23 protein-coding genes and 1 pseudogene are annotated in these 24,107 nt (G+C 39.2%); 1 reads left to right on the top strand and 23 read right to left on the bottom strand.

The genetic code is table 11. The features are described from left to right. Positions 1-13 precede the first annotated feature (13 nt). From V3I05_RS09395 to V3I05_RS09360, 8 genes are all read right to left on the bottom strand, one after another. Positions 14-1,933 carry a hypothetical protein gene (locus tag V3I05_RS09395; RefSeq protein ID WP_300448356.1) on the bottom strand — a complete coding sequence of 640 codons (1,920 nt, stop codon included), beginning with the start codon at positions 1,931-1,933 and terminating at the stop codon, positions 14-16. A 23-nt stretch (positions 1,934-1,956) separates the two neighbouring features. Beyond that, positions 1,957-2,337: a biopolymer transporter ExbD gene (locus V3I05_RS09390; protein WP_295702168.1), complete on the bottom strand. Its 381-nt coding sequence runs from the start codon at positions 2,335-2,337 to the stop codon at positions 1,957-1,959. Continuing rightward, the gene (gene exbB, locus V3I05_RS09385) at positions 2,334-2,786 is read right to left on the bottom strand and encodes a TonB-system energizer ExbB (protein WP_300448359.1); all 453 of its coding nucleotides are present in this window, start codon (positions 2,784-2,786) and stop codon (positions 2,334-2,336) included. Before exbB ends, V3I05_RS09390 begins: the two co-directional genes overlap by 4 nt. A gap of 9 nt (positions 2,787-2,795) precedes the next feature. Then, positions 2,796-3,263 (bottom strand): SsrA-binding protein SmpB, encoded by a 468-nt coding sequence (smpB, locus tag V3I05_RS09380; RefSeq protein WP_300448362.1) that lies wholly within the window; start codon positions 3,261-3,263, stop codon positions 2,796-2,798. A 3-nt stretch (positions 3,264-3,266) separates the two neighbouring features. Next, positions 3,267-4,052, bottom strand: coding sequence for a 4-(cytidine 5'-diphospho)-2-C-methyl-D-erythritol kinase (locus V3I05_RS09375; RefSeq protein ID WP_343353423.1), 786 nt, complete (start codon positions 4,050-4,052; stop codon positions 3,267-3,269). Between the two features lie 3 nt (positions 4,053-4,055). Further along, positions 4,056-4,301, bottom strand: coding sequence for a carbon storage regulator (locus V3I05_RS09370; RefSeq protein WP_300448368.1), 246 nt, complete (start codon positions 4,299-4,301; stop codon positions 4,056-4,058). Next, positions 4,270-5,115, bottom strand: coding sequence for a tRNA pseudouridine(55) synthase TruB (gene truB, locus V3I05_RS09365; protein WP_343353421.1), 846 nt, complete (start codon positions 5,113-5,115; stop codon positions 4,270-4,272). The genes V3I05_RS09370 and truB overlap by 32 nt, the downstream gene beginning before the upstream one ends. A gap of 97 nt (positions 5,116-5,212) precedes the next feature. After that, entirely contained in the window at positions 5,213-5,728 is a 516-nt protein-coding gene (locus V3I05_RS09360) for a PAS domain-containing protein (protein WP_300448374.1), read from the bottom strand. A gap of 166 nt (positions 5,729-5,894) precedes the next feature. Here V3I05_RS09360 and V3I05_RS09355 point away from each other — a divergent pair, with 166 nt between their 5' ends. Continuing rightward, positions 5,895-6,695, top strand: coding sequence for a methyltransferase, TIGR04325 family (locus V3I05_RS09355; protein ID WP_343353419.1), 801 nt, complete (start codon positions 5,895-5,897; stop codon positions 6,693-6,695). 85 nt (positions 6,696-6,780) lie between these two features. Here the strand turns inward: V3I05_RS09355 and V3I05_RS09350 are convergent, their stop codons facing one another. From V3I05_RS09350 to V3I05_RS09280, 15 genes and pseudogenes are all read right to left on the bottom strand, one after another. Continuing rightward, entirely contained in the window at positions 6,781-9,009 is a 2,229-nt protein-coding gene (locus V3I05_RS09350; protein WP_343353417.1) for a type I restriction endonuclease subunit R, read from the bottom strand. Continuing rightward, the gene (locus V3I05_RS09345; RefSeq protein ID WP_343353415.1) at positions 8,901-9,806 is read right to left on the bottom strand and encodes a type I restriction endonuclease; all 906 of its coding nucleotides are present in this window, start codon (positions 9,804-9,806) and stop codon (positions 8,901-8,903) included. Before V3I05_RS09345 ends, V3I05_RS09350 begins: the two co-directional genes overlap by 109 nt. Before the next feature lie 381 nt (positions 9,807-10,187). After that, positions 10,188-10,448, bottom strand: coding sequence for a type II toxin-antitoxin system RelE family toxin (locus V3I05_RS09340; protein WP_295701523.1), 261 nt, complete (start codon positions 10,446-10,448; stop codon positions 10,188-10,190). Then, positions 10,445-10,720 (bottom strand): type II toxin-antitoxin system RelB/DinJ family antitoxin, encoded by a 276-nt coding sequence (locus V3I05_RS09335; protein WP_295701526.1) that lies wholly within the window; start codon positions 10,718-10,720, stop codon positions 10,445-10,447. The genes V3I05_RS09340 and V3I05_RS09335 overlap by 4 nt, the downstream gene beginning before the upstream one ends. A gap of 207 nt (positions 10,721-10,927) precedes the next feature. Next, positions 10,928-11,203, bottom strand: coding sequence for a GIY-YIG nuclease family protein (locus V3I05_RS09330; RefSeq protein WP_300448207.1), 276 nt, complete (start codon positions 11,201-11,203; stop codon positions 10,928-10,930). Positions 11,204-11,287: 84 nt separating this feature from the next. Next, complete coding sequence (locus V3I05_RS09325; protein WP_343353413.1) at positions 11,288-12,688, bottom strand: restriction endonuclease subunit S; 1,401 nt, start codon at positions 12,686-12,688, stop codon at positions 11,288-11,290. A 108-nt stretch (positions 12,689-12,796) separates the two neighbouring features. Further along, positions 12,797-14,351: pseudogene (locus V3I05_RS09320) on the bottom strand (type I restriction-modification system subunit M). Between the two features lie 130 nt (positions 14,352-14,481). Then, entirely contained in the window at positions 14,482-16,131 is a 1,650-nt protein-coding gene (actP, locus tag V3I05_RS09315) for a cation/acetate symporter ActP (protein ID WP_300448212.1), read from the bottom strand. A gap of 10 nt (positions 16,132-16,141) precedes the next feature. Then, positions 16,142-16,486: a DUF485 domain-containing protein gene (locus V3I05_RS09310; protein ID WP_295701535.1), complete on the bottom strand. Its 345-nt coding sequence runs from the start codon at positions 16,484-16,486 to the stop codon at positions 16,142-16,144. A 32-nt stretch (positions 16,487-16,518) separates the two neighbouring features. After that, positions 16,519-17,976 (bottom strand): 2-methylcitrate dehydratase, encoded by a 1,458-nt coding sequence (prpD, locus tag V3I05_RS09305; RefSeq protein ID WP_343353412.1) that lies wholly within the window; start codon positions 17,974-17,976, stop codon positions 16,519-16,521. 22 nt (positions 17,977-17,998) lie between these two features. Continuing rightward, positions 17,999-19,147, bottom strand: coding sequence for a bifunctional 2-methylcitrate synthase/citrate synthase (gene prpC / locus V3I05_RS09300; RefSeq protein WP_300448217.1), 1,149 nt, complete (start codon positions 19,145-19,147; stop codon positions 17,999-18,001). Between the two features lie 11 nt (positions 19,148-19,158). Next, on the bottom strand, positions 19,159-20,031 hold the full coding sequence (prpB, locus tag V3I05_RS09295; RefSeq protein ID WP_295701540.1) for a methylisocitrate lyase: 873 nt from the start codon (positions 20,029-20,031) through the stop codon (positions 19,159-19,161). A 59-nt stretch (positions 20,032-20,090) separates the two neighbouring features. Next, positions 20,091-21,437, bottom strand: coding sequence for a butyryl-CoA:acetate CoA-transferase (locus V3I05_RS09290; protein WP_343353410.1), 1,347 nt, complete (start codon positions 21,435-21,437; stop codon positions 20,091-20,093). Between the two features lie 286 nt (positions 21,438-21,723). Further along, complete coding sequence (locus tag V3I05_RS09285; protein WP_300448221.1) at positions 21,724-23,421, bottom strand: sensor histidine kinase; 1,698 nt, start codon at positions 23,419-23,421, stop codon at positions 21,724-21,726. 8 nt (positions 23,422-23,429) lie between these two features. Further along, positions 23,430-24,101 (bottom strand): response regulator transcription factor, encoded by a 672-nt coding sequence (locus V3I05_RS09280; RefSeq protein ID WP_300450713.1) that lies wholly within the window; start codon positions 24,099-24,101, stop codon positions 23,430-23,432. Between the last annotated feature and the right edge of the window lie 6 nt (positions 24,102-24,107).

Genomic DNA, 24,107 nt, shown 5'->3' with positions numbered 1-24,107 from the left:
CTCCGCCTCTGTGCTATCTTGAGCCAATAATCTCACGCACACGGCGCAAAAACCACTCATAATTTTCCTTAAAATTCTCCATACTTGTATTCATTTGAGAATCAAGCGTATCAAATGTCTCTCTAATCTCTTTTTGTAATGTTTTATTGCCCTCAACATTTTCATTCACAATATTTTGCACATTGCGATAGAGCTCAATAAGTTGTGCGCTATTATGCTGAATCTGGGCGTTGAGATTCCCTAAATGCGAGAGGAGATTATGCTGCAAAGTGCCAAAGTCCTTTACCACTTGCACACCCATATCCTTGGGAATTGCCACAGAATCTTTAGTGAGCTTTTGCATAATCTTCAAGTATTCGCCTGCAAGTTTTTTAATGAATCCACTGATATGCGTATATTGTGAATTAACATACTTATCGCTTTTTGTCATCAGTTTATCAAAACCCTCTACTCGCGATTTTATCATTTCTTGCTCTTTATTTAGTATGCTATCCATATTTTCATTTGCCCTAAGAAGATAGGCTTCTTGCATATCTTTCATATCTTTTGTCATATCTTGCATAATCACTTGATTATGAGAGGTAAGATAAGAAAGACTAGATTCTAAGCTCTCCACAATCGCGCTATGATTTTTAGCAATATGCTCTCGTAATTTGGCAAACTCCTCTGCATTATGAGTGCTAGATGCTATGTTTTGCGCGATATTTTGCTCCAAAGATTCACTTAAATGCCTGATATGCGTATTCGCACTTTGCACAATCTCTTCAAACAATGCCTTACTTTGCCCCGTAAAGACATTACATTGTGTGCTAAAACTTGCACTATGTTCGCTTAAAACCTCTCCTATATGCTCTTTACTCTGCTGTGTGCTTTGCTCTATGAATACTCTTAAATGCTCCATATTCTGCTGTGCGTGTTCATTTAGTTGTGTGAAATAACGCATAATTTCATTTTTCAGCCCTTCAACCTGTTTAGAAGCGATACCCTCAAGCGAAGTGATACTCTCTGTAGCTTTTGTGAATAGGCTATCCATATCACTTAAACATTGCTTTGCGTGAGAGCCAAGTATGGCAATTTCATTGAGTTGCACCATAAGCTTATCACCCTTACTCTTCATATCATCAAACACCTCTAAAGTTTTACTATAAAATTCCATTGCGCTTTTATTATTCGCAATAATAGATTCTAAAGTCATCTGTGTGGCATTCATCGCGTTTGCACTTTCATTCATAGCACTTTGTGTTTGCAAAAGCAAATCTTGTGTATTTTCAATGCTTTGTTTATAATTCTCCTGCCATACAAGTAGCCGCCCCACAGCATTATTAAGCTCTTTAAAATTCTCTCCAAATTGATTTTGCAGATTATGATTAAAATCCCTAATAACAAGCTCCAATGCACTAATAAGCTCCTTTGAAGCTCCTGAAGCAAGCTGCTTAATCGCCTCCTGCAAAGAAGTATCAATCTTATGCAAACTTGTTTCTAAAAATGTATTTGTGGAAGCATTTATCATACGCATATCTTCTTTCGTGGGTAACGTAAGCATTTTATTATTAAGCTCCTCAATACCCTTAAGATAGCTTAAATTCCCCATTTGGTTAAGCATATAGTCCATATTTATATCTTGAGTGCTTTTTACATCTTTTGCCCTTTGAATAATAGAGAGGGCAATTGCTAAGCCCATGCCCAAGATAGATGTGTAAAATGCTGTCTTTAATCCATTAAGCAGCAAAGGTACAGAATCTTGCAAAGCATAGGTATCAAAGCCTATAAGCCCTACAAAGATTCCCACAAATGTCCCAAGCACCCCTGTGCTCATAATGATAGTTTTAAAGTCCTTATGCGAAGGCTCACCAAAAGTCTTAAAATCCCATACGAACAGCCCCACCATACCAATGGTGAAACATATATTAATCAGCCAATTAATCTCTTGCATATATCCTCCTCACACCCTAAATACTATTTTTGCTCTGTGGTAACATATACATCATAAATACCCACATCACGCAACATTGTAGTAACCTCAAGGAAAAATTCTAAATCACTCTGCCTATCACTACGGATAATAACCTGCGTATCTCTTTCCAATTGCTCCACTTGCGCCTTTAGCTCATTTAAAGATAAAGGCTTATCGTCAAGAAAAAAGTGCCCCTCTTTGTCAATAGTAATAGAATGGGTTTCTTTTTTTTGAGTATTTTGTCCTTGTGTCTCCTCAAGTCGCGGTACATCAACTTGTATTTGAGAGCGCACGACAAAAGATGCACTTGTTAGCACAATCACAAGCAACACAAGCATAATATCAATAAAAGGAATGAGATTAAGAGAATCTATCTTTTTCACACATCATACCTTGTAGAGACTTTACTTTTATGTGGCGGATTATGTGCGATTTCCCAGAGTGAAAGCAATACCTCTGCCTTACGCAACAAAAAATTATAAAATACAATCGAGGGTATCGCCACTAGCAGCCCCGCTGCCGTAGCCTTAAGCGCGAGGGAAAGCCCCACCATAATGCTTTGTGTATCTACAAGCGCATTTGAGCCAATTTCTACAAATGTTATCATAATGCCAAAAACCGTCCCTAAAAGCCCGATATATGGCGCATTTGAGCCAATAGTCGCAATAAGTGTCAAACGCTTATGAAGCAAAAGCTCCAAGATTCGCTTATCATCAAATGCTTCCACATCTATTTTATGATATGCCCATAAACGCTCTAATGCCACGCCCAACATCACAATGCTTAAAAACAGCAAAAACCCTAGCACACCATAATCTATGACTTCTTTCATCGCCCACTCCTACAACTTTTTACCATAATCTTTCATATTTGCCCTTGCCTCACGCTCTAGCGTCTTTTGCTTAAGACTTTGGCGCTTATCATAGAGCTTCTTTCCTCTCACAAGTGCAATGCAAAGCTTGATTCTATTTCTTTGATTGAAATAAATGTTTAATGGAACAATGCTTAAAGATTGCTGACTCACCTTCCCAAAAAGCTTATCAATCTCTTTTCTATGGAGCAAAAGCTTACGTGGGGCACGTTCATTAGGTTTAAAATATGTATAAGTAGTCTCTAAAAAAGATATATGTGCGTGAAATAAAAACGCCTCCCCCCGCACGATTTTCACAAAACTATCCTTGAGATTTACCCGCCCTGCGCGAATGCTCTTAACCTCACTTCCTGCTAGGACAATGCCGCTCTCTAATGTCTCTAAAATCTCATAATCAAAATATGCCTTTTTGTTTTTAGCAATAATGCGCGTTTCCATTCTTTAAGCCCTTATCCTAAAAAAGCTACTGCCACTTCCGCTAAAATACCACCCCTCACCCAAATCTAAAGCAATATCTTTAAGCGCAGGATAGAGGAAAGTAGCACTTAAAAACAAATCATTGAGTTCTTCGCGCAAATGCGATAAATGGAGTAAATCCTTACTTGTGAGGGTAAACCATTGCGTTGTGGGCTTACTATAATGGCATTTTTGCGATTTTATAGAATCTTTATAGCTTTGATACACCTTCGCTGTATCACAAGAAATAGGAGGTGTGTAAATGTCATACTTGAGTGGAGATTCTATAAAAGGCTCTATGCATTCGCCCCTACCACTCACATTTGCACTCTTTACCCCACTTGCAAAAAAGCTCACATCAGCCCCCACCTCTTGTGCTATGTGGATTAGCTCTACATCGCTTAATCCAAGCTCCAAAAAAGCATTTACCCCTCGTAAAAATGCTCCCGCATTGCCACTGCCACCGCCAAGCCCCGCACCTTTGGGGATAACCTTTTGCACTTCTATTTTGAGTGATTGCAAGCCCTTTGTTTCTTTACCCCGTGCGGATAAAAAATCCTCCATTGCACATTTTGCTTTATAAATGAGATTATCCTGCATTTCACAGCCAAAATCTCCCATTAGCATAAAGCGAGATGATGAGCTTATCTGCATTTCATCATAGACTTCTCCGATAGCTTGCACAAAGCGTGAATTGAGCTGATGAAAGCCTTCTTTATATCCAATAATTTTAAGAAAAATATTGAGTTTAGGATAGATGATAAGATTCACTACTTATCTCGTTTCTTTTTTTATATTAAGGAGTGTGTGAATCTGCGTAAGAGTAGTGTTATCAGTATCTTGTGAGGCTTGTTTATTAGCAGAGGTAATCGCCTCTTTAAGCTCACCACGCAAAATCACACAAGATTCTGGTGCGGAAAAGCCCAAACGCACACTATTTTTGTCAATAGAAATAACCTTTATTTCTATATCATCGCCGATAATAACGCTATCCTCTTGTTTGCGTGAAAGTATGAGCATACTCTATCCTATTTAAAATATATTTGATACTGCTATTTTCCAAAACCTCAATTATAGAGAAAAAATCCTCAAAACACACTATATATTTACCTTTTCGTGTATTTTTTAAGCAAATCTTTTTCCCATTAGCCACATCTTGCGCACAAAGCGATGTAGATTTAATCTTTGCGTATGGGAGATAATCTAGCGGATTTAAGATTCTTATACCTTCACTTTGATTTACTGCCATCGCACCCTCACTGATCCGCTCTAAGCTTGATAATGTGCCATTTACACCTAAATGTTGTGCTATCATCTCGCCAATACTCCGCACATACCCTCCCTCACTCACGCTTACCTCAAAATGCACAAAAGGATGACAATAGGATAAAAGTTTTATATGATAAATCTCCATTTGCACTTGCGAGAGAGAGAAGCTTTCTCCCGCTCTAGCAAGTTGATAGGCTCTTTTGCCATTGATATGCTTTGCGCTAAAAAGTGGTGGGGTATATGTATGTTTGCCTTGCAACCCATTTAGAATCCCCTCTATGTGTGCTTGTGGATAGGTATTAATAACCTTTACAGATTCTATATGCTCTATATCTAAGCTCCTAGAATACGCCCCAAGCCATAGAGTTGCCCTATATGTCTTAGGGGATTTCTGCAAATACATAAAGAGCCGCGTATAGCTCCCAAATCCCACCACAAGCGTGCCTTTTGCAAAAGGATCAAGTGTGCCAAGATACCCTGCTTTTGATATATGAAAACGCTTTTTAAGCGATGAAAGGTAAGCATTGGAGCTCATAAATGGTGGCTTATAAGCGGCAATAAGCATATTTCTCCTTTGTTTATACAATGAGATTCTATTATGCCTTTGCTATTGCACTTCGTGCAAATGCGGCGATTTTGTCGTAATATAAAAACAATCAATCCTAATGATACCCTTGTGTTTTACCTGTATTTTGTAGATTAATCACTAATTCATCATAGCTAATATTGGCTTCTTGCAAAGTATTTGTAAGCAGCGTAAGAGAAGCTTGCACGCCACCTTGAGATTCTGCCTGAGACAGTTTAGCATACATATCGTTCATAAAAGCCACACCTTCTTTACTAGGGCGGCGACGCACAGAATAATAACCAATAATATTATTTTGCTTGTCATAAGAAGGAGTGATATTTGCAAAAACCCAATAAGCACGTCCATTACGTGAGGTATTTTTCACAAATGCAAAAAATTCTTTGCCATTTTGTATATTTTCCCATAAGAGTTTAAAAGCAATGCGAGGCATATCTTTATGCCGAATGAGATTATGTTTCTTGCCTAAAAATTCTTCTTCTTTGAACTCGCTAAAATATACAAAATCATCATTGCCATACGTAATACAACCCTTTAAATCTGTTTTGGAGATAATGAGGGTATCATCTTGTAGGTAAAGTTCTTGCGACATTATTGTTCCTTAAGGTATGCAAAAATAGAAGCGCGGATTATCACATAAACACTCTAAAAGCTCACTTAGAATCACTGCAGATTCTACATAGCTTTGTATCGAAAATAATATGCTACAATTCCCTTAAAACTACTTTGCCTCAAATTCATCTCAAAAAGGAACATATATGAAAAAGATTCTAAAATCTTTATTGAACTTTTGTAAGGATATATATCATTATTTGCATTTTCCTAATGCTTATATTGCTTATCGTGGAGTATATACTAGCTTTGAAGAAGCACTTGAGTGTATGCCTAAGACTAAAGGAAGAAATAAAGGTTATATAGATACACCACAAGATATATTGCAATCTTGGTGTGAAATGTTTAAAAAACCTATTGCTTTAGTAGATACAGAATATCCTCTCTTTTTTCATCTTGATAGAATCTTAGCTCAAAATCCAAAGGCAAAAGTATGTGATTTTGGTGGAGCAAATGGAAGACATTATTTTGCCTATACTTCATATAATGCTCTTAAACCTCAATGGGAGGTAGTAGAGTTAGAATCTAATGTAAGTGTAGGGAATGCGATGACAAAAGAGCTTAAAATAGAGAATCTTAGCTTTAGCACAAATCTTAGTCCATCAAACATACTCCTTAGTTCATCTGCCTTTCAATACGTAAAAAATATTTGGGAGCTACTTGATAAGTTTGCTCTATTAAGCAGCGGGGGGGGGGCTACACACATTTTGCTTACGCGCATTCCCCTTCAAAGTAAAACTCACACTTTCATAACACTTCAAAATGCTCTTAATCAATATTACTTGCCACTCTATATTTTTAATAGAGATGAGTTTATAGGATTCTTTACTTCACGTGGATATAGATTAGTAGATGAATGGAAAGATCCTTTTGATAGTTCTATGATTCCTTTTCATAGGGATATATCTGTATATCAATATAGTGGGTTGTGTTTTGAAAAGGATTAAAGCATCACCCTATACACGGGCAATGATAATCCTTAAATTTCACGCTTATTTTATAATGCAAACAAGTCGCTAAATATCGATAACCTTAAGCCGAAATTTTAAAACCCCTAAAACTTTCAAAAAACGTATAAAGCCGTGTAAAAATATGCGTATGATTCTCTTGCGTGTGGGGACTAAAATAATCTCTTGGGGGCAAAATCTCGCTAAAAGATGTGCCATACTCACTCATAGAATCTAGCTCAAAAGCTTTTCTCACAAATGCTCTTGTCTCTGTGGGCTTTAGATTTTCCGCTGTGATAATCGCCTCTAGCTCCTCTTGTTTCTTTTGTGCGATAAAGGCTTCTAATGCCTTATCCACATCACTTTGGGGTGAGAGCGAGGCAAGAAAGCTTAATATCAAATCTTTTTTATTTCTTAATTCTATGCTCGAATCGATAGATTTTTCAATACTTAATGAAAATGCCCTATCAAGCCTATTATCCTTATGCGATATACGAATAAGCTCGATTATATATTCGAGATTTGCCTCTATTTGCTTGATCAGCTCTACTTCAAGCACACTCTCCCGCTCTTCAAGCTCCTTCTTGTAAGCTGTGTATATATCAATATAATGACTTTGATAATCCTGCCATTCCCTCTGTGTGAGAATCTCCTTGCCCATAAACTCATCAAAGCAAGATAAAATATTTTTACTTTTTAAAATATGTGAAAAAAGCTCTATAAAAGCTTTTTGCTGTGTCTGTAAAGGCAACTTTTCCAAAATATGCTCTAATGCAAAATCTGCCCTCAAGCTCTCTACAAGCTCTGCATAACACTTATGATATGTGCCATTCTCATCATAGCCATAATAATATTCCTCAAAACTCCGCAAAAACACCATTTTTTGCGCATTTTCATCACCAAAAAGCATAAGGCTCTTATCTGTGGCTTCTTTAAGATCACGGAAACATACGATATTCCCAAATGTCTTTACTGCATTTAAGATTCTATTTGTCCTAGAATACGCCTGAAGCAGTCCGTGATATTTAAGATTCTTATCCACCCAAAGCGTATTGAGCGTAGTCGCATCAAAGCCTGTCAAAAACATATTAACCACAATCACTAAGTCAATCTCCCGCTCTTTGAGCCTTTTGCTGATGTCTTTATAATAATTTGCAAACTTCTCCGCACTTGCATCAAAGCTTTGTTTAAACATTGCATTATAATCGCTTATGGCAGATTCTAAAAAATCCCTTTGACTCTTTTCAAGCCCTATTGTCTCATCGCTATTTTCTTCATCAATGCCCACCCCATCAATATCTGCCCGTGCCTCTTCATTTGCGCCAAAGCTATAAATAAGCCCGATTTTAAGCTGCTTATGCTTCTCTAAGCATTCATTTTGCCGCTTAAACTCTTTGTAATACGCAATTGCCGCTTCGATAGAAAACGTCGCAAAAAGGCTGTTAAAGCCCTTCATTGAGTTATCTTTGCTCGTATAGATTTTATCGCGCTTGGTTTGCACATCAAAATGCTCTAAAATATAAGAGACTATCTTTTGAATCCGTTCATTTGATAGCAGTAGCTCATCTTTATTGATTGCATATACCTTTTTATCCTCTATATCCTCTTTTTGCTTTATCGTAGAGATGTATGCCACGCGGAAGGGCAGAACATTCTTATCCCTAATTGCGTGGATTATGCTATATGTATGGAGCTGCTCTCCAAAAACACTTTGTGTCGTCTCAATCCCATTGGCATTTTGAGCAAAAATCGGCGTGCCTGTGAATCCAAAGAGATAATATTTTTTAAAATGCTTTTTAATAAGCCCGTGCATTTCCCCAAACTGACTTCGATGGCATTCATCAAAGATAATCACTATATGCTTATCAAATACCGCGCTTTTATCATCTTTATGCTGCTGGACAAATCTTGCGAGTTTTTGAATAGTCGTTACGATGATTCTGCTCTCATCATTATGGAGTTTTTGAGAAAGCACTTTTGTATTTTTGGTAGAATCTACCGCGCCCTTTTGGAATCTATCATATTCTTTTATACTTTGATAGTCTAAGTCCTTTCTATCCACGACAAAAAGCACCTTATAAATCTCCTTAAAGCCACTTGCAAGTTGCGCGACCTTAAAGCTTGTAAGTGTCTTGCCACTCCCTGTGGTATGCCAGATATACCCTCCACTTTGTGCCCTGCACCCATAAAGCTTATGATGATAGCTCATAGCGATTTTTTGCAAGATTTTCTCCGTAGCGGCGATTTGATAAGGTCGCAGGACAAGCAGCTTTCTATCCACATCAAACACGCAATACCGACAGAGAATACGCAAAAGTGTATGTTTAGCAAAAAAAATGTCTTTGCAAAATCGCATAAATCACTGATAGGATTATTTTTCAAATCCGCCCAAAATGATGTAAATTCAAAGCTATGACCGCTTTTTTGCACTTTTATATCATTTTTGTCTTTGAGATGAGATTCTCTTGTCGTATTGGCATAATACTTTGTGTAAGTGCCATTGCTAATAACAAAAATCTGCACAAATTCAAATAACCCATTCCCCGCCCAAAAGCTCTCCCTGCCATAACGCGAGATTTGATTAAACGCCTCTTTGATATGCACACCCCGCCGTTTTAGCTCGATATGCACCAAAGGCAGTCCATTGACAAGCACACTCACATCATAGCGATTTTTCCGCCCTCCCTCTACCGCGTATTGATTAATCACTTGCAGACGGTTATTATAAATATGATTTTTATCAAGCAGTTTGATATTAATCTCACGCCCATCATCGCGTTTAAGCACTTGGATTTCTTGCTCTTGTATTAATGTCGTCTTTTCGATAATCCCATCACTCGCGCGGCATAGCACTTCTTTAAAAAACCTCTGCCATTCACTCGGGCTAAAAGTGATGTTATTAAGGGCTTCAAGCTGCTTTTTAAGATTCTCTATCAATGCCTCCTCACTCTTAATAGGCACATATTCATAGCCTTGCGATTCTAAGATGGCTATAAACTCCGCTTCTAAAGCCGCTTCGCTTTGATAGCCGCTATTTGTGTGCTTTGATGGTGTGTATTGCGCCACAAGTGTAGAGCGTTCATCTTGCATAATTCGCTCAAGTGATTGCATTTTTGCTCCTTTGGTTTGAATATGTCATCGCAAGGCTTTGCCGCATAGCTTATTGCGTCATTGCGAAGCAGAATCGCCGCGACAATCTAACTTTTTTTGTCATTGTGAGAAACTGCAAAAGCAGATTCGTGGCAACCTAGGCTTTTGCTGTCATTACGAAGCCCTTTAGGGCTGTGGCAATCCATTACATTGATTTTATAGATTGCTTCGGTCGTTACACTCCCTCGCAATGACAATTTTGTCCGTCATTGCGAGAGGCTTTAGCCTCGTGGCGTGCATTTGCACCAGCAAATTCACCCGCTACCCGCGCAAATCTCGATTCTAATACAAACTAATTTTTCAAGCCTCCTTTAGAATCTTTTATTGTTTTTAGCTAAAGCCTCATTTATACACATCGCCTCTGCTATCTGCATCATAAGCATAGATGAGTATTTCTTCATCTCTTATCTCATAGAGGATTCTATATTTGCCAATCCTCAAGCGAAAGCAATTTGTCGTATGCTGCAGCTTTTTTATATCAAGGGTATTTGAGTATGGATTTTGCGCGATTTGCTCTAAGCAATCAATGATTTTAGGAGCTAAATCGCGATGCTTATGTAAAAATTTCTTTACAGCTCTACTATATTTTATATCAAAATTCATAAGCCCAATTCCTTTTTTAGCTCCTCGTGGCTTATCGTTTCACCATTTTCTAGCTCTTTTAAAGCCTTTTTATAAGCTCTTTTGTTTGCTTCTGTTTCCATCGTGTCAGGGTCGATATTTGTGCTGATTTGAAAGGGTATCTCACCTGTTTTTAGCACCTTTGCGGCAAAGATTCTAAAAGCCGTGCCCAAATCAAGCCCCATATCTTTAAGCATTGTTTCCAAAAGCTCTTTATCGTTGCTATCCATTCTAAACTGCACTAATGAAGTCATAATCTATCCTTTTGTATGAATTTGTATGTGATTATAACATATTTGTTTGCTTTTGTAAGCTTTTCATTGTCATTTGCTCCTTGTCATTGCGAGAAAGTCCGCAGGGCTTTCGTGGCAATCTATTTCGTCATTACGGGCATAGCGAAGTAATCTATTATTCTTTTTATAGATTACTTCGTTGTGCTTCACACTGCCTCGCAATGACAGCTACAATAAACTTTCATATAAATCCTCCCATTGTGGATTGAAACTCTCTATCAAATCAAGCTTTTTCTGCCTGCTTCCAGCTTTGATTTGCTTTTCTCTTGCAATAGCGTCTTTTATATCATCATATATTTCATAATATCCCAATTTATCAACATTATATTTTGCACTAAAGCCCTTTGTGATTTTGTTTTTATGCTCATAAATTCTTTTAGGCAAATCACTTGTTACACCTGTATAAAGTGTGCCATTGGCTTTAGAAAAAAAGTATATACACATAGGCTTTTTTCAAGGTTAGTCCTTTCTTTTGTTTATATATGGATTGCTTCGTCTCTCACTTCGTTCATTCCTCGCAATGACAGATTATGCCTCCTTAAAGCTAAGTAATTGCTCCCTATAATACCCATATTGTGCTTTTCTTGCCTTTATCTCTGCGGGGATTCCTATGCTTATATCATTGACCAAGCTATCAAAGCTATCTAAAATTTCTACGATTTCCTCCTGCACTTTTAAAGGCGGCAGGGGGATTTGAAATTTTTTTAATATAGAATCTGAAATGCTTGGGTAACTTGCCCCTTGCTGATATTTTTCTACATATTCATAAAAATCATTTGTAGTTAAGTTAAAAAATATCCATTTTTCTAAAATCTCATTTTTATTTACACGAAACACACAAAAGCCTGTGCTACAAATTTGTTCATCATAGTTTTTTGTAATGTAGCAATATCTTTTTAATGTAGGTCTTGTAGTGCCAAAAATCACATCTCCCTCTTTAATAACTTGTTGTGCCCTGCTTGGTGCGTTAGTATGGTTAATAATTTGTGTTTCCTCAATTTTGCAATTATCCCTATTGACAGAATTTAAATCAACATAGTAAAAATTCTTATCTTTATTTTCTTTCCATTTTATGTTAGATACTTCCTCGCACACTTCCCCCAAGCTTACCATTTTCACAAGGGGTTCATTATGTGGATTGCCGCACTCGCTTTGCTCCTTCGCAATAACGGGCGGGATTCTGTCATTGCGAAGCCCTTTAGGGCTGTGGCAATCCATTACATTGATTTTATAGATTGCTTTGTTGTGCTTCGCACTTCCTCGCAATGAGAGGAGAGTGCGTCTCTCTAGCTCATCAAAGCTTAAAAGTGTATTACGATAATATTCATACTGCTTTTTGCGAGATTCTAATTCTTTCTCTAATTCTGTAAAGCTATCTAAAATCTCCACGATTTTTTCTTGAATCTCTAAGGGCGGCAGGGGAATAGGGAAATCCCACAAATATTTTTTATTAAGTTTTGGCATAGAACCACCATATAAATGCTGTTTTAGTTCATATTCGTTTGCTTTTAAATAATAATAAACAAATTTGATAGAGATTTTGTCATTGCGAGAATCTGCGGAAGCAGATTCGTGGCAATCCATAGAATCCGCCTTGTGATTTTCTTTTATGGATTGCTTCGTCCTGTAGTCCTCGCAATGACGGCTACTTGCGACAAAACATACATCAGTAGCCCAAAATTCTTTTTCCTGCCAACCCACAGAACCAGCACTTCCAGCCCTTGCAATAGTAATGGCATTTTTAAAATTAAATTCGTGGTAATAGCCTGTGGGTTCTACACCTCCGCCATAAACAGGATATTTTTCATTATCTTTCATCATTGATTTTATAATTCTATCTCCTGCCCTTAAATGAGTTATCTCCCAAAGTGCCTTAAACTCCACGCCATTAGAGCAAAGCTCTTGTATAAGTTTCTCTATGCTATTCATTTGCCACTCCTTTTATTTTATGTATGGATTGCTTCGTTGTGCTTCGCACTTCCTCGTAATGACTAAAGGCGTGGATTACTTCACTGCGTTCGCAATGACAGGATGGGGTTAGCCCTCCAAATCTGCGACTATGGCATCAATCTGTGCTCTTAAAGCTGCTTGTCTTTCTACAATCTCCTTAATCTCAGCATTTAGCTCCTTAATATCCACCCTTTCGCGCGTATCCTTTGCCTCGATGTAGCTTGAAGGGCTTAGATTATAGTCATTAGTGGCTATCTCCTCATAGCTTGCCACCTTACACACAAAAGGCACATCTGCCCTTTGTGTGTAAAATTTAAGGAGATTGTCTATATTTTGTGGGGAGAGCTTATTCTTATTAGTCGCTTTTGCATATTCCTCGCTGCCATTGATGAAAAGCACGGAAGTATCAGGCTTATTTTTCTTTAGCACGATGATACAAGCAGAAATACTATTACCAAAAAAGAGATTAGGCGGCAGGGTAATCACGCTATCGATGAAATTATTATCGATTAGATATTTGCGGATTTGCCGCTCTGCACCGCCGCGATAGCACACACCTGGGAACATTACGATTGCCATAATGCCAGAGGGAGAGAGCCACGATAGCCCGTGAAGCAAAAACGCAAAGTCTGCCTTGCTACTTGGAGCAAGCACTCCCGCCGGAGCAAATCGCTCATCATTTATAAGCAAAGGATTATCCTTACCCTCCCATTTGGTAGAAAATGGCGGATTTGACACAATCACATCAAAAGGCTCACTATCGCCGTGTTTAGGCTCTAAAAGCGTATCGCCCAAAGCGATATTAAAATTTGTAAAATTGATATTCATGCAAAATCATATTCATACGGCAGAGGTTGTAAGAAGTGGGGTTAATCTCCTGCCCGTAGAATCCCTTTAAGATTCTATCTTTGCCTATTCTCTCGCACTGCAGGAGCAAAGAGCCACTGCCGCAAGTGATATCATAGACTTTATTTGCCTTTTTTCTCTCATAAAAGACCACTTGCGCCATAAAGTGCGAAACCTCTTGAGGTGTGAAATACTCGCCTCCGCTTTTTCCCGCTGCTGCCGCATACATACCGATTAAGTATTCATAGGCATCGCCAAAGGCATCAATGCTATTATGGCTAAAGCCTAGCTCTAGTGTAGCGATAACACTCATCACTTTGTAAAGTTTGTCATTGCGCTTTTTGACACTCTCGCCAAGTATCGTATCATTAAGGCGCATATCATTAAATAGCCCTTTGAAGGCTATCTCGCTAGGAGTGCCAATAGCGGAGGCTTGAATAGAGGTAAAATGTCGCTTAAGGTAGTATTGAGATTATTTCTATACTCTTGTGAATCTTTTGCTTTATCTAAAACGCGTATGAAGCATTGGGAGGGGAGGATAAAAAAGCCCTTTTCTCTAACGAGGGCTTCTTGTGCTACTTTAGCTTTTTCATCTTCTAGGGCTAAATAGTTGAATACCCCTCCCCCTCCCCCCGCTACTTTGTTTTTCATTAATATGAGCGACAAAATTTTCTGATAAAAATCGATAGAATAAGAATCCTAAAACATAGTTTTTAAAATCCCAGCCATCGACACTGCCGCGAAGCTCATCGGCGATTTTCCAAATAGTAGTGTGCAGTCTTTGCTTTTCGCTCATTATAAGTCTCCATTATTTATATATATTTAAGAGGAATATTTGAGAGTATAGAAAATGATAGCAAACTTAAACTTTGAATATTATGAATAATACAAATAAATACCTTTGCACTTTGGCAAAGGTATAAGAATCAATGTATATTGGCGCTATTTGCTCCTATGCCTGTTTTTGCCCTAAAATCAAAGGCGGCGAAATTTTCTTTATCAATACTAGCTCTTTTACTTTTATCTATGATGGAGAAAAACCACAGCAAGAAAAAGGTAAGAGGTATAGAAAAAATAGCCGGATGATCATAAGGAAAAATCGCACTCTCAAAGCCAAAGGTCTTTACCCACATACTAGGAGAAAACATTACAAAACTAACCACAGCTAAAAGCCCTAGTAAGCCTCCTAAGAAAACGCCCCTTGTAGTCAAACCCCGCCAATACAAGCACAGCAAGATGATAGGGAAATTCACACTCCCTGCTATGCCAAAGATAAGCCCCACCATAAAGGCTACATTTTGATTTTCAAAAACAAAGCCTAGAATAATGGATAAAATCCCTAAAACTATAGTGGCGATTTTTGAGATTCTCAAAGCGCTTTTAGAATCTGCCTTGCCTTGCTTTATGGCGTGATTGTATAAATCGTGAGCTATGGCTCCAGCTCCGCTTATGCAAAGCCCAGAGACAACAGCCAAAATAGTCGCAAAAGCCACAGCAGAGATAAAGCCCAAAAGCACATTACCGCCTAAAATCTCAGCCAAGATAATCACCACCATATTACTCGCTCCGCTAAAATTCCCACTCGCATCAATGTATCTTGCATCAGCTAAAACAAAGGCTATCGCTCCAAAACCCAAAACAAACATCAAAATGAAAAAATACGCGATAAAGCAAGTTGCCCAAAAAGCGGATTTTCTAGCCTCACTCGCATCCTTAACCGTGAAAAAACGCATTAAAATATGAGGCAAACCGGCTGTGCCAAAGGTAACTGCAAGTCCTAAAGAAAAGGTAGCAATAGGATCTTTAAAGAAAGTCCCGGCTTTCATTATGGCTTCGCCTTTGGGGTGATTGTTAATTGCCATATCAAAATAATATTTCAAGTCAAAATTTGAGAGATAGAGTATGACTAAAGCCATAAAGCTAGTACCTCCAAGTAAGAGCGAGGCTTTGATGATTTGCACCCAAGTTGTTGCGTGCATCCCTCCAAAGATCACATAAGCCATCATCAAAAGCCCCACTAAAACCACAGCTAAAGCATAAGGAAGCCCAAAAAGCGTTTGTATGAGCTGCCCTGCACCTACCATTTGAGCCACAAGATATAAAATCACTATGCAAAGTGTGCTTAAAGCAGCAACTATACGTATAGGCTTTTCCTCAAGTCTTAGAGCTATAACATCAGTGAAGGTGAATTTGCCTAGATTTCTAAGCCTTTCAGCAATTAAAAATAAAATCACAGGCCAAGCAATAGTCCAGCCCACAGGATAAATCAAAGCATCAAAGCCATAAGAAAAAATAAGAGCAGAAAGCCCTAGAAAAGCTGCTGCACTCATATAATCTCCACTTATAGCAAGTCCATTTTGAAAGCCAGAAATTCCTCCACCTGCAGTGAAAAAGCTCTCAGCACTTTGGGTTTTTTTAGAACAATAATAAGTAATGACTAAGGTAGCCACGACAAAAAGGGCAAACATCGCCACAGCGGTGAGATTGAGATCGTTTTTAACAACCTCTGCCTCGCTATCAAAAGCAGCACCCAAAGCCAAACTCAAACAGGCGCTTAAAATCAACAATGCTTTCATTTTAACCTCCTTAAATAATGAGCTTTGCTTCTTTCATCTTTGCTAATAATTCCTCTTGTCTTTTGTCTAAAAAATTATTCGCAATAAAGCTATACACATAAGTGCCAAGCACACCAAGCAAAATAGCACAAATGCCAAAAACTATACCCAGGGTGATGGCGCTTTCTCCTATACTAATACCGAGAAAATCAGGAAAAAATCCCACCAAAGCCAAAAAGCTAAAATAAGCCCCAAGTATGATAAAGCTCAAAAACAAAGCAAAGTTGAGCTTAAAACGCATAAAATTTTCATATTCCTCAAAAAGCTTTTTTTGCTCTAAGTTTTGAGGCTCACAATAGGCTTTCTCACAAGTCATTTTTTTCCTCCTTAAATGTGTTGTTGAAATTCTTAGCCTAGCCAGAATAAATTGCTAAAGGCGTGAAATGGTGTAGATTCTAACGCTTTTTGATTGGCGCATATTTCATTAATAGCTGCGCACTTTTTGGGGCTAAGTTTAAGAGCGATATTGCGCTTAAACTTCTCAATAAGCACAGGAATCCCCTCATCTCTCCTTCTCTTATGCCCGATAGGATATTCCACCTCTACCTTTTGGCTCTTACTCCCATCTTTATAGAAAATCTGCACCGCATTAGCGATACTGCGCTTATCGGATTCTAAATACTCCTTTGTGTATCGGTCATCAACCTCCACTACCATCTTATCACGCAACGCGTCAATACGGGAATCCTGCGCGATAGAATCCTCATAATGCTCCGCCTTCAACTCCCCATACACAAGCGGCACGGCTACCATATATTGGATGCAATGGTCTCTATCGGCGGGATTTGCCAAAGGTCCTACTTTATTGATGATTCTATGTCCGGATTCTTGTGTGGTAATGATGATTTTCTCAATCTCATCAAGGCGATTTTTCACTTCGTTATGTAGCTTAATAGCGCATTCTACTGCGGTTTGTGCGTGAAATTCTGCCGGGAAGCTGATTTTAAATAACACATTCTCCATCACATAGCTACCAAACTCCTGAGGGATAGTGAGCTTCTGCCCCTTCATCTTGACATCTTCAAATCCCCAAAATGCAGCACTTAGCGCACTAGGATAACCCATTTCACCGCTTAAAGCCTTTAATGCAAGATTTACTCCCCTAGAACTCGCATCTCCTGCCGCCCAGCTTTTACGACTTCCTGTGTTAGGTGCGTGGCGATATGTCCTTAACGCTCCTCCATCAATAAAGGCGTGGCTCACTGCATTGCGCACTTCTTCAAAGTTCCCGCCTAGCATTACACACGCTACCGCTGTGCTAGCAATCCTCACAAGCAAGACGTGATCTAGCCCTACTTTGTTAAAGCAGTTATCCAATGCCAAAATACCTTGAATCTCGTGTGCCTTAATCATAGCACTTAGCACATCTTTGACAAGTAAAGGAGGCTTATTTTGCGCGATATTTTTGCGGCTTAGATAATCTGCTACTGCCCAAATCGCCCCGAGATTATCACTAGGGTGTCCCCACTCCGCAGCAAGCCACGTATCGTTAAAATCTAGCCATCGCACCATCGCCCCGATATTAAATGCCGCACGTTCAGGCTCTAACTGATAGCTTGTGCCGGGAATCTTCGCACCAAGCGGTCTGAACTCCGCTCCCTCTACCACAGGTCCTAAAAGCTTCGTGCAAGCCGGAAAGTTTAATGCCAAAAGTCCGCAGCCTATCGTATCCATTAGACAATATCGTGCTGTCTCATACGCTAAAGGCGATGTAATCTCATATTCCAACGCATACCGCGCAATCTTGGTGAGTAGCTCATCAAATTCCGGTCGTTTTGTTTCCAAAATACCCATATCTACGCTCATTGTATCTTCCTTGTGTGATTTTTTATCGTTTATCTATAGGCACAAATGCCTTGTTTTCAGGTCCTATATATTCGCTGCTTGGGCGGATAAGCTTATTATTTGCCCTTTGCTCAAAAATATGTGCCAACCACCCTGCTGTGCGTGAGAAAATAAAAATAGGTGTAAAATAAGCCGTAGGAATCCCCATAAAATGATAAGCAGACGCGCTATAAAAATCAAGATTAGGGAAAAGCTTCTTTTGATCCCACATTACCTTTTCTATGGCTTCACTGATAGGATACAAGCCCTTTGTATCGCCTACATCTTCGCTTAAGCGTTTGCTCCATTCTTTAATCACCACATTGCGCGGGTCAGCCTTGACATACACACGATGTCCAAAGCCCATAATTTTATCTTTCTTTGCTAACTTATCTAAAATGCCTTGTGTAGCCTCTTGTGGGCTTTTATATTCAGTGATAAGCTCCATTGCTGCTTCGTTTGCCCCGCCGTGTAGTGGTCCTCTTAATGCGCCAATCGCTCCTGTAATACCTGAATAAATATCCGACATTGTTGCAGTAATCACCCTCGCGCTAAAAGTGCTTGCGTTAAATTCGTGTTCTGCATAGAGTATAAGGCTTACGTGCATAGCCTTTACCCATAGCTCTTTTGGAGGCTTTTGATGAAGCAGCTCCAAGAAATATCCGCCAATAGAATCTTGATTTGATTGTGTGCTAATCTCCTTGCCACTATGATGATAATGATGCCAAAATGTCAGCACAGAGGGGAAAATCCCTAGCAATCTCACGGCGATTTTTTGCTGCATAGGAAATGATAGCTTATGAAGATCATATTCCTCACTCTCAAGACAGCCTAGCATAGAACAAGCTGTGCGCATAATATCCATAGGGTGCGCGTTTTTAGGCAATAGCTTTAATGTCTCCTTTAGTGCCTGTGGCAATGCTCTAGCCGCCATAAGCTCTTTTTTAAAGGATTCTAATTCCGCCTTATTGGGTAGCTTCTCCCGCAGAAGCAAATACGCCACTTCCTCAAACTCACACTCACGTGCCAAATCATAAATATCATATCCACGATAGTTTAGCCCGTGTCCTGTGCCAACGGTGCAAATAGCTGATTGTCCAGCATTTACTCCTGCAAGTCCGCCTACCTTTTGTATTTTAATTGCTTCTCCCATTTTTTACTCCTTTATTTTGATTGAAAAAGCCTATCAAGCTTTTGCTCGTATTCGTGATAGCCTAATGTCTCATAGAGTTCTGCACGTGTCTGCATTGCTTCAATACTATTTTTCTGTGAGCCATTTTGCAAAATATCCTCAAACACACCTAACGCCGCCTTACACATCGCCCTTGCCGCAGATAATGGATAAAGCACCATAGCTATCCCTACATCTCCTAGCTCATCGCGTGTAAAATAAGGTGTCTTACCAAATTCCGTGATATTTGCTAACACAGGCACTTTAATGTGCTGCGTGAATTGCTTGTATTCCTCTAATGTGTGGATAGCCTCGGCAAATATCATATCTGCTCCAGATTCTACATATAATGCCGCCCTATCAAGGGCCGCTTGCTGCCCTTCACTCGCGTGTGCATCTGTGCGCGCCATTACTACAAAGCTTGCATCTAATCTCGCATCTACAGCGGCTTTTACCCTATCGCACATCTCTTGGGGGCTTACCAGCTCTTTATTAGGGCGATGTCCGCATCGCTTCTGTGCTACCTGATCTTCGATATGACACCCTGCCGCACCGCTGCGGGTAAGCTCTCGTATCGTCCTAGCGATATTAAACGCCCCTCCCCAACCTGTATCGGCATCAACAAGCAAGGGTAAATCACTCGCTGCGGTGATTCTACGCACATCGACACATACATCTTCTAACGCGCTAATACCTAAATCCGGCACACCCAAGCTCATCGCTGCTAATGCACCTCCGCTCAAATAGAGTGCTTTTGCACCACATTTTTGCGCTTGTATTGCGCTATATGCGTTGATAACACCTAGAATCTGCAATGGGTGGTGTTGTGCGACCGCTTCCCTTAATTTTTCTCCTTGTGTCTTCATCGTATCTCCTTTAAAATGTAATGTCTATAAAACTGTAGTGTATGCCTCCTTTTCTTAGATTATGGGCGAATTTTGTTACTTTTTCGCCAGATTTTCATCTCCTCTGCTTTGAGGATAAGCTCATCTCTAAAATCCGGGTGAGCCAAACCAATAATCGCCTCGCATTTCTCCCAAGTGCTTAAGCCCTTAAGATTTGCCTTGCCATATTCAGTAACAAGATAATGCACATTTGCCCTCGTGGCAGTTACGATACTACCCTCGTGCAAGGTAGGCAAGATTCTGCTCTTAAGTGTGCTATCCTTTGCTTTCATTGTGGAAGAGCAGCATATAAAGCTTTTGCCATTGTTAGCCAGATATGCTCCAAGCACAAAGTCTAGCTGTCCGCCTGCACCGCTAATATGCCTTGTGCCTGAAGATTCAGAATTTACCTGCCCAAATAGATCTATATCCACTGCATTATTGATAGAAATGAAATTATCTAGCGCAGCAATCATACGTATATCATTGGTATAATCCACCGGCGCACTCATACATTCAGGATTATTATCCAAAAAATCATAGAGCTTCTTAGTCCCCATCGCAAAGGAATATGTCTGTCTGCCCTTATTGATATTCTTGCGTTTGCCATTGATTTTACCCGCTTCAGTCATCTCCACAAACGCATCAACATATACCTCCGTATGCACGCCTAAATCTTTCAAATGCGACTTTGCGATAAAAGAACCTACCGCATTAGGCATACCGCCTATACCTAATTGTATGCACGCTCCATCGCTTATCTCTTCTACTATCAGCTCTGCTACTGCCATATCTACTTGAGAGATTTCAGCTGAGGGCACTTCAATAAGGGGTGGATTACTCCCCTCGACTATCATATCCACTTGTGAGATATGCACATCTGTGCCAAAGCCCCCCAAACAACGGGGCATATTCGCATTTACCTCTACAATCACCACTTGAGCTTTCTCTATGCAAGCAGATAAATGCGAAGCACTAGGACCGAAGTTAAAATACCCGTGTGAATCCATCGGTGCAACTTGTAGCATTATCACATTAGGCATAGCTGATGTTTCCTTATAATATCGTGGCAATTCGCTATATCGCATAGGCATATAGAATCCCAAGCCTTGCTCTATAAGTTTGCGCCCTATGCCACTTGCGTGCCAAGTATGCCAAGAGGCGTGTTTGCCTTGTGTATCGATTTTAAAGACTTCAGGGACTTGAAGCAAGATACCTCCACGAAGCTTAATATCATCTAGTTCCTCGATGCGCTTACTCAAGGCTACATCAAGTGCTACAGGCGCAGTTACAGCCCAACCATAATCGACCCAATCACCGGACTTAATTACTTTCACCGCATTTTCTGCACTTGTAATCTTTTGCTTATACATTTGATGTATATCCATTTTTACCCTTTGCTCTAAATTTTCTCCAAGAGGTTTTATAATCCCCTTTTTTCAATGAGAATGAACTATTCTATATTAATTATATGTTTTTGTTTTGCACAACTTTTGATGTTTTAAAGACAGCTTTTAGACATAAAAATATATTTATGCACAAAATTTATGCAATTTTTATAGCTGATAGAGCTCTATTATATTATGAATCCCTCATATCCCTTGCTCTTACCCTTGAACGACTAGAGTTTTTTCATTCATCATTCGCACAAAACATCAATCTAAGCTTGTAAAATTAAGTCTCATAGGGCATAAACTCTACACTCATACTTGTGCCTTTACCTACTTTGCTTACAAGCTTAATGCGTGCATTATGTATCCCAACGATATGTTTTACAATACTTAAGCCCAACCCACTGCCGCCAAGCTTTTTGCTACGGCTTTTATCCACACAATAAAAGCGCTCAAAGATTCGCTCTTGCTCCTCAAGGGGAATCCCTATCCCCTCATCTTTCACACTTAGCGTAATATACTGCTCTTTGTGGCTTAGAGATATCGTGATAGTACTGTCCTCATAGCTGTATTTAATGGCATTTTCTACAAGATTATATACCATATCCTCAATAAGTGAGCTTATCCCCCAAATCTCACTCTTGCTTTGAGGTGGGGGCAAAAGGTATATGTGAATATTTTTATTCTGCGCTAAGGGCATAAGATTTTTTTGCACACGTTTGCATATCTCATACAAATCCACATACGATTTTTCAAGCTCTAGGGTGTTTTCATCAAAAAATGACAGGCGCAAAATATTATCTATAAGTGTGGAAAGTCGCTTTGACTCGATATAAATTTTTGTCAAAAAGCTTTGCTCATCTCCTTGCTTTACCAGACCGCTTTTTAGCATTTCACTACTCGCTAATATCACTGATAGAGGCGTTTTAAGCTCGTGTGTTACATTAGCACTAAAAGACTTCCTCAAATCCTCGGCTTGTTTTTGTGCGCTCTTATCAATCACAAGCAGCGCTAAGGCTTGTAGCATATTTTTCACCCGCACAGGAAGCGCGACAATATATAATGTCCGCTCCCCTATCACACATTCAAAATGCCTATCCTCACCTTGCGTATCATCAAGCATAGATGTAATCTCTGTATTCATACTCTGCAAATGTGGTATCTCAAACACTATATCCTCTGCTGTAATGTTAAGATACTCAAGCGCAATAGCATTAAAAGAGCGCACTGCCCCTTTTGTATCAAGCAAGATAAATCCCTCTTTCATATTATAGATAATCATCTCAATTTCCCGCTGTCGCGCCTTAATGATTCCAAGCTGCTTTTTGATTTTTTTCTTTTGTTTGGCAATACGTTGCATAAAGGGCTTTAGCTCGGGGTAGGGGTTGGTTTTAAGCGGGTGAGAGAGATTAATATTCTCAATAGGGACAATAATCTTTCTGCTTAATATTAATGCCAATACGCCGCTCAAAATAATGCCAAAAACACACAATGCGCTTAAATAAGGAAGCAAATCAAAAATCACTGCTTTAAACATCTTTTTTCTCTCACTTAAACGCACGATAATAGGTATAGAATCAACCTCAACAAGCGTTGTAGCATATAATGTCTGCTCATTTAATGTCTTAGATTCTCTTTGCGTAAAGATATATCGAGGACTTGTGTATGAACCTTTAAGCACCTCTTGCACCTCATCGCGCATTAGATGATTATCCATAGATTCTACTTGTGCTTTATTATCATAGAGGACTTCTCCTTGCGCAGAGAGCAAGGTAATGCGATAGGCTGTTGGGAATCCACTGCTTTGATGGGTAAGAATCTTATGAATTTCATCTGTATGCAAATGCGTCAGTACATAGCTTAGACGTGCGAAAGTTTGGGACTTTATGAGATTATCAAATATCAGCACCACACTGAGTATGCTTAATATTTGCACGCTAAAAATGCCAAAAAAGATAGCATAAAAAATCTTTTTTTTCACATTGTCCTCTATGATTCCAAGGTATTAAACTGATAGCCTATGCCGCGGATAGTCTTAATATATGTGCCATAGGCTCCTAGCTTAGAGCGCAAAGTATTGATATGTATATCGATTGTGCGTGTGCCTGAAATATTATACCCCCAAATAATCTCAAGCAATTCCTCGCGACTAAACACACGATTGGGCGATTGCAAAAATAAGCCCAATAGCTCAAATTCCTTTAAAGAAAGATGTAAAACTTGATGCCCAATGCGGACATTATGATTTTTCTTAGAATATGTAAGCTCGTGGAATGTAAATTCACATTCATTATGTTGGCTACTTCTACGTAGCAAAGCCTTGATACGTGCGATAAGTTCCAATGCGCTAAAAGGCTTTTTCACATAATCATCTGCCCCGCTCTCCAAGCCCTTGATAATATCGATTTCACTCTCTAAAGCTGTGAGCAAAATGATACATATATCTTTGTATTTATGATTATTGCGTAGCTTTTGCAAAATGCTTAATCCACTCTCCTCTGGCAGCATTACATCAAGCAAGATACAGGAGGGCTTTTCCTCATTAAGAGCCTCCCAAAATTCTCTTGGTGTGTGGAAACCCCTTGCATCAAGATTGGCAGATTCTAAAGCATAAAGCACAAGACTTAAAATTCCCTCATCATCTTCAAGAACAAAAATCACATCAAT

The sequence above is a fragment of the Helicobacter mastomyrinus genome, assembly GCF_039555295.1.
GTDB lineage: Bacteria > Campylobacterota > Campylobacteria > Campylobacterales > Helicobacteraceae > Helicobacter_C > Helicobacter_C mastomyrinus.
This window is presented reverse-complemented; position numbering and strand designations above follow the sequence as displayed.

Excerpts from the sequence above, each read along its gene's own strand:
- V3I05_RS09395 (WP_300448356.1), bottom strand. The coding sequence starts at position 1,933 with ATGCAAGAGATTAATTGGCTGATTAATATATGTTTCACCATTGGTATG.
- exbB (WP_300448359.1), bottom strand. The coding sequence starts at position 2,786 with ATGAAAGAAGTCATAGATTATGGTGTGCTAGGGTTTTTGCTGTTTTTA.
- smpB (WP_300448362.1), bottom strand. The coding sequence starts at position 3,263 with ATGGAAACGCGCATTATTGCTAAAAACAAAAAGGCATATTTTGATTAT.
- V3I05_RS09370 (WP_300448368.1), bottom strand. The coding sequence starts at position 4,301 with ATGCTCATACTTTCACGCAAACAAGAGGATAGCGTTATTATCGGCGAT.
- truB (WP_343353421.1), bottom strand. The coding sequence starts at position 5,115 with ATGCTTATTGCCGCTTATAAGCCACCATTTATGAGCTCCAATGCTTAC.
- V3I05_RS09360 (WP_300448374.1), bottom strand. The coding sequence starts at position 5,728 with ATGTCGCAAGAACTTTACCTACAAGATGATACCCTCATTATCTCCAAA.
- V3I05_RS09355 (WP_343353419.1), top strand. The coding sequence starts at position 5,895 with ATGAAAAAGATTCTAAAATCTTTATTGAACTTTTGTAAGGATATATAT.
- V3I05_RS09345 (WP_343353415.1), bottom strand. The coding sequence starts at position 9,806 with ATGCAATCACTTGAGCGAATTATGCAAGATGAACGCTCTACACTTGTG.
- V3I05_RS09340 (WP_295701523.1), bottom strand. The coding sequence starts at position 10,448 with ATGAATTTTGATATAAAATATAGTAGAGCTGTAAAGAAATTTTTACAT.
- V3I05_RS09335 (WP_295701526.1), bottom strand. The coding sequence starts at position 10,720 with ATGACTTCATTAGTGCAGTTTAGAATGGATAGCAACGATAAAGAGCTT.
- V3I05_RS09330 (WP_300448207.1), bottom strand. The coding sequence starts at position 11,203 with ATGTGTATATACTTTTTTTCTAAAGCCAATGGCACACTTTATACAGGT.
- V3I05_RS09325 (WP_343353413.1), bottom strand. The coding sequence starts at position 12,688 with ATGAATAGCATAGAGAAACTTATACAAGAGCTTTGCTCTAATGGCGTG.
- actP (WP_300448212.1), bottom strand. The coding sequence starts at position 16,131 with ATGAAAGCATTGTTGATTTTAAGCGCCTGTTTGAGTTTGGCTTTGGGT.
- V3I05_RS09310 (WP_295701535.1), bottom strand. The coding sequence starts at position 16,486 with ATGACTTGTGAGAAAGCCTATTGTGAGCCTCAAAACTTAGAGCAAAAA.
- prpD (WP_343353412.1), bottom strand. The coding sequence starts at position 17,976 with ATGAGCGTAGATATGGGTATTTTGGAAACAAAACGACCGGAATTTGAT.
- prpC (WP_300448217.1), bottom strand. The coding sequence starts at position 19,147 with ATGGGAGAAGCAATTAAAATACAAAAGGTAGGCGGACTTGCAGGAGTA.
- prpB (WP_295701540.1), bottom strand. The coding sequence starts at position 20,031 with ATGAAGACACAAGGAGAAAAATTAAGGGAAGCGGTCGCACAACACCAC.
- V3I05_RS09290 (WP_343353410.1), bottom strand. The coding sequence starts at position 21,437 with ATGGATATACATCAAATGTATAAGCAAAAGATTACAAGTGCAGAAAAT.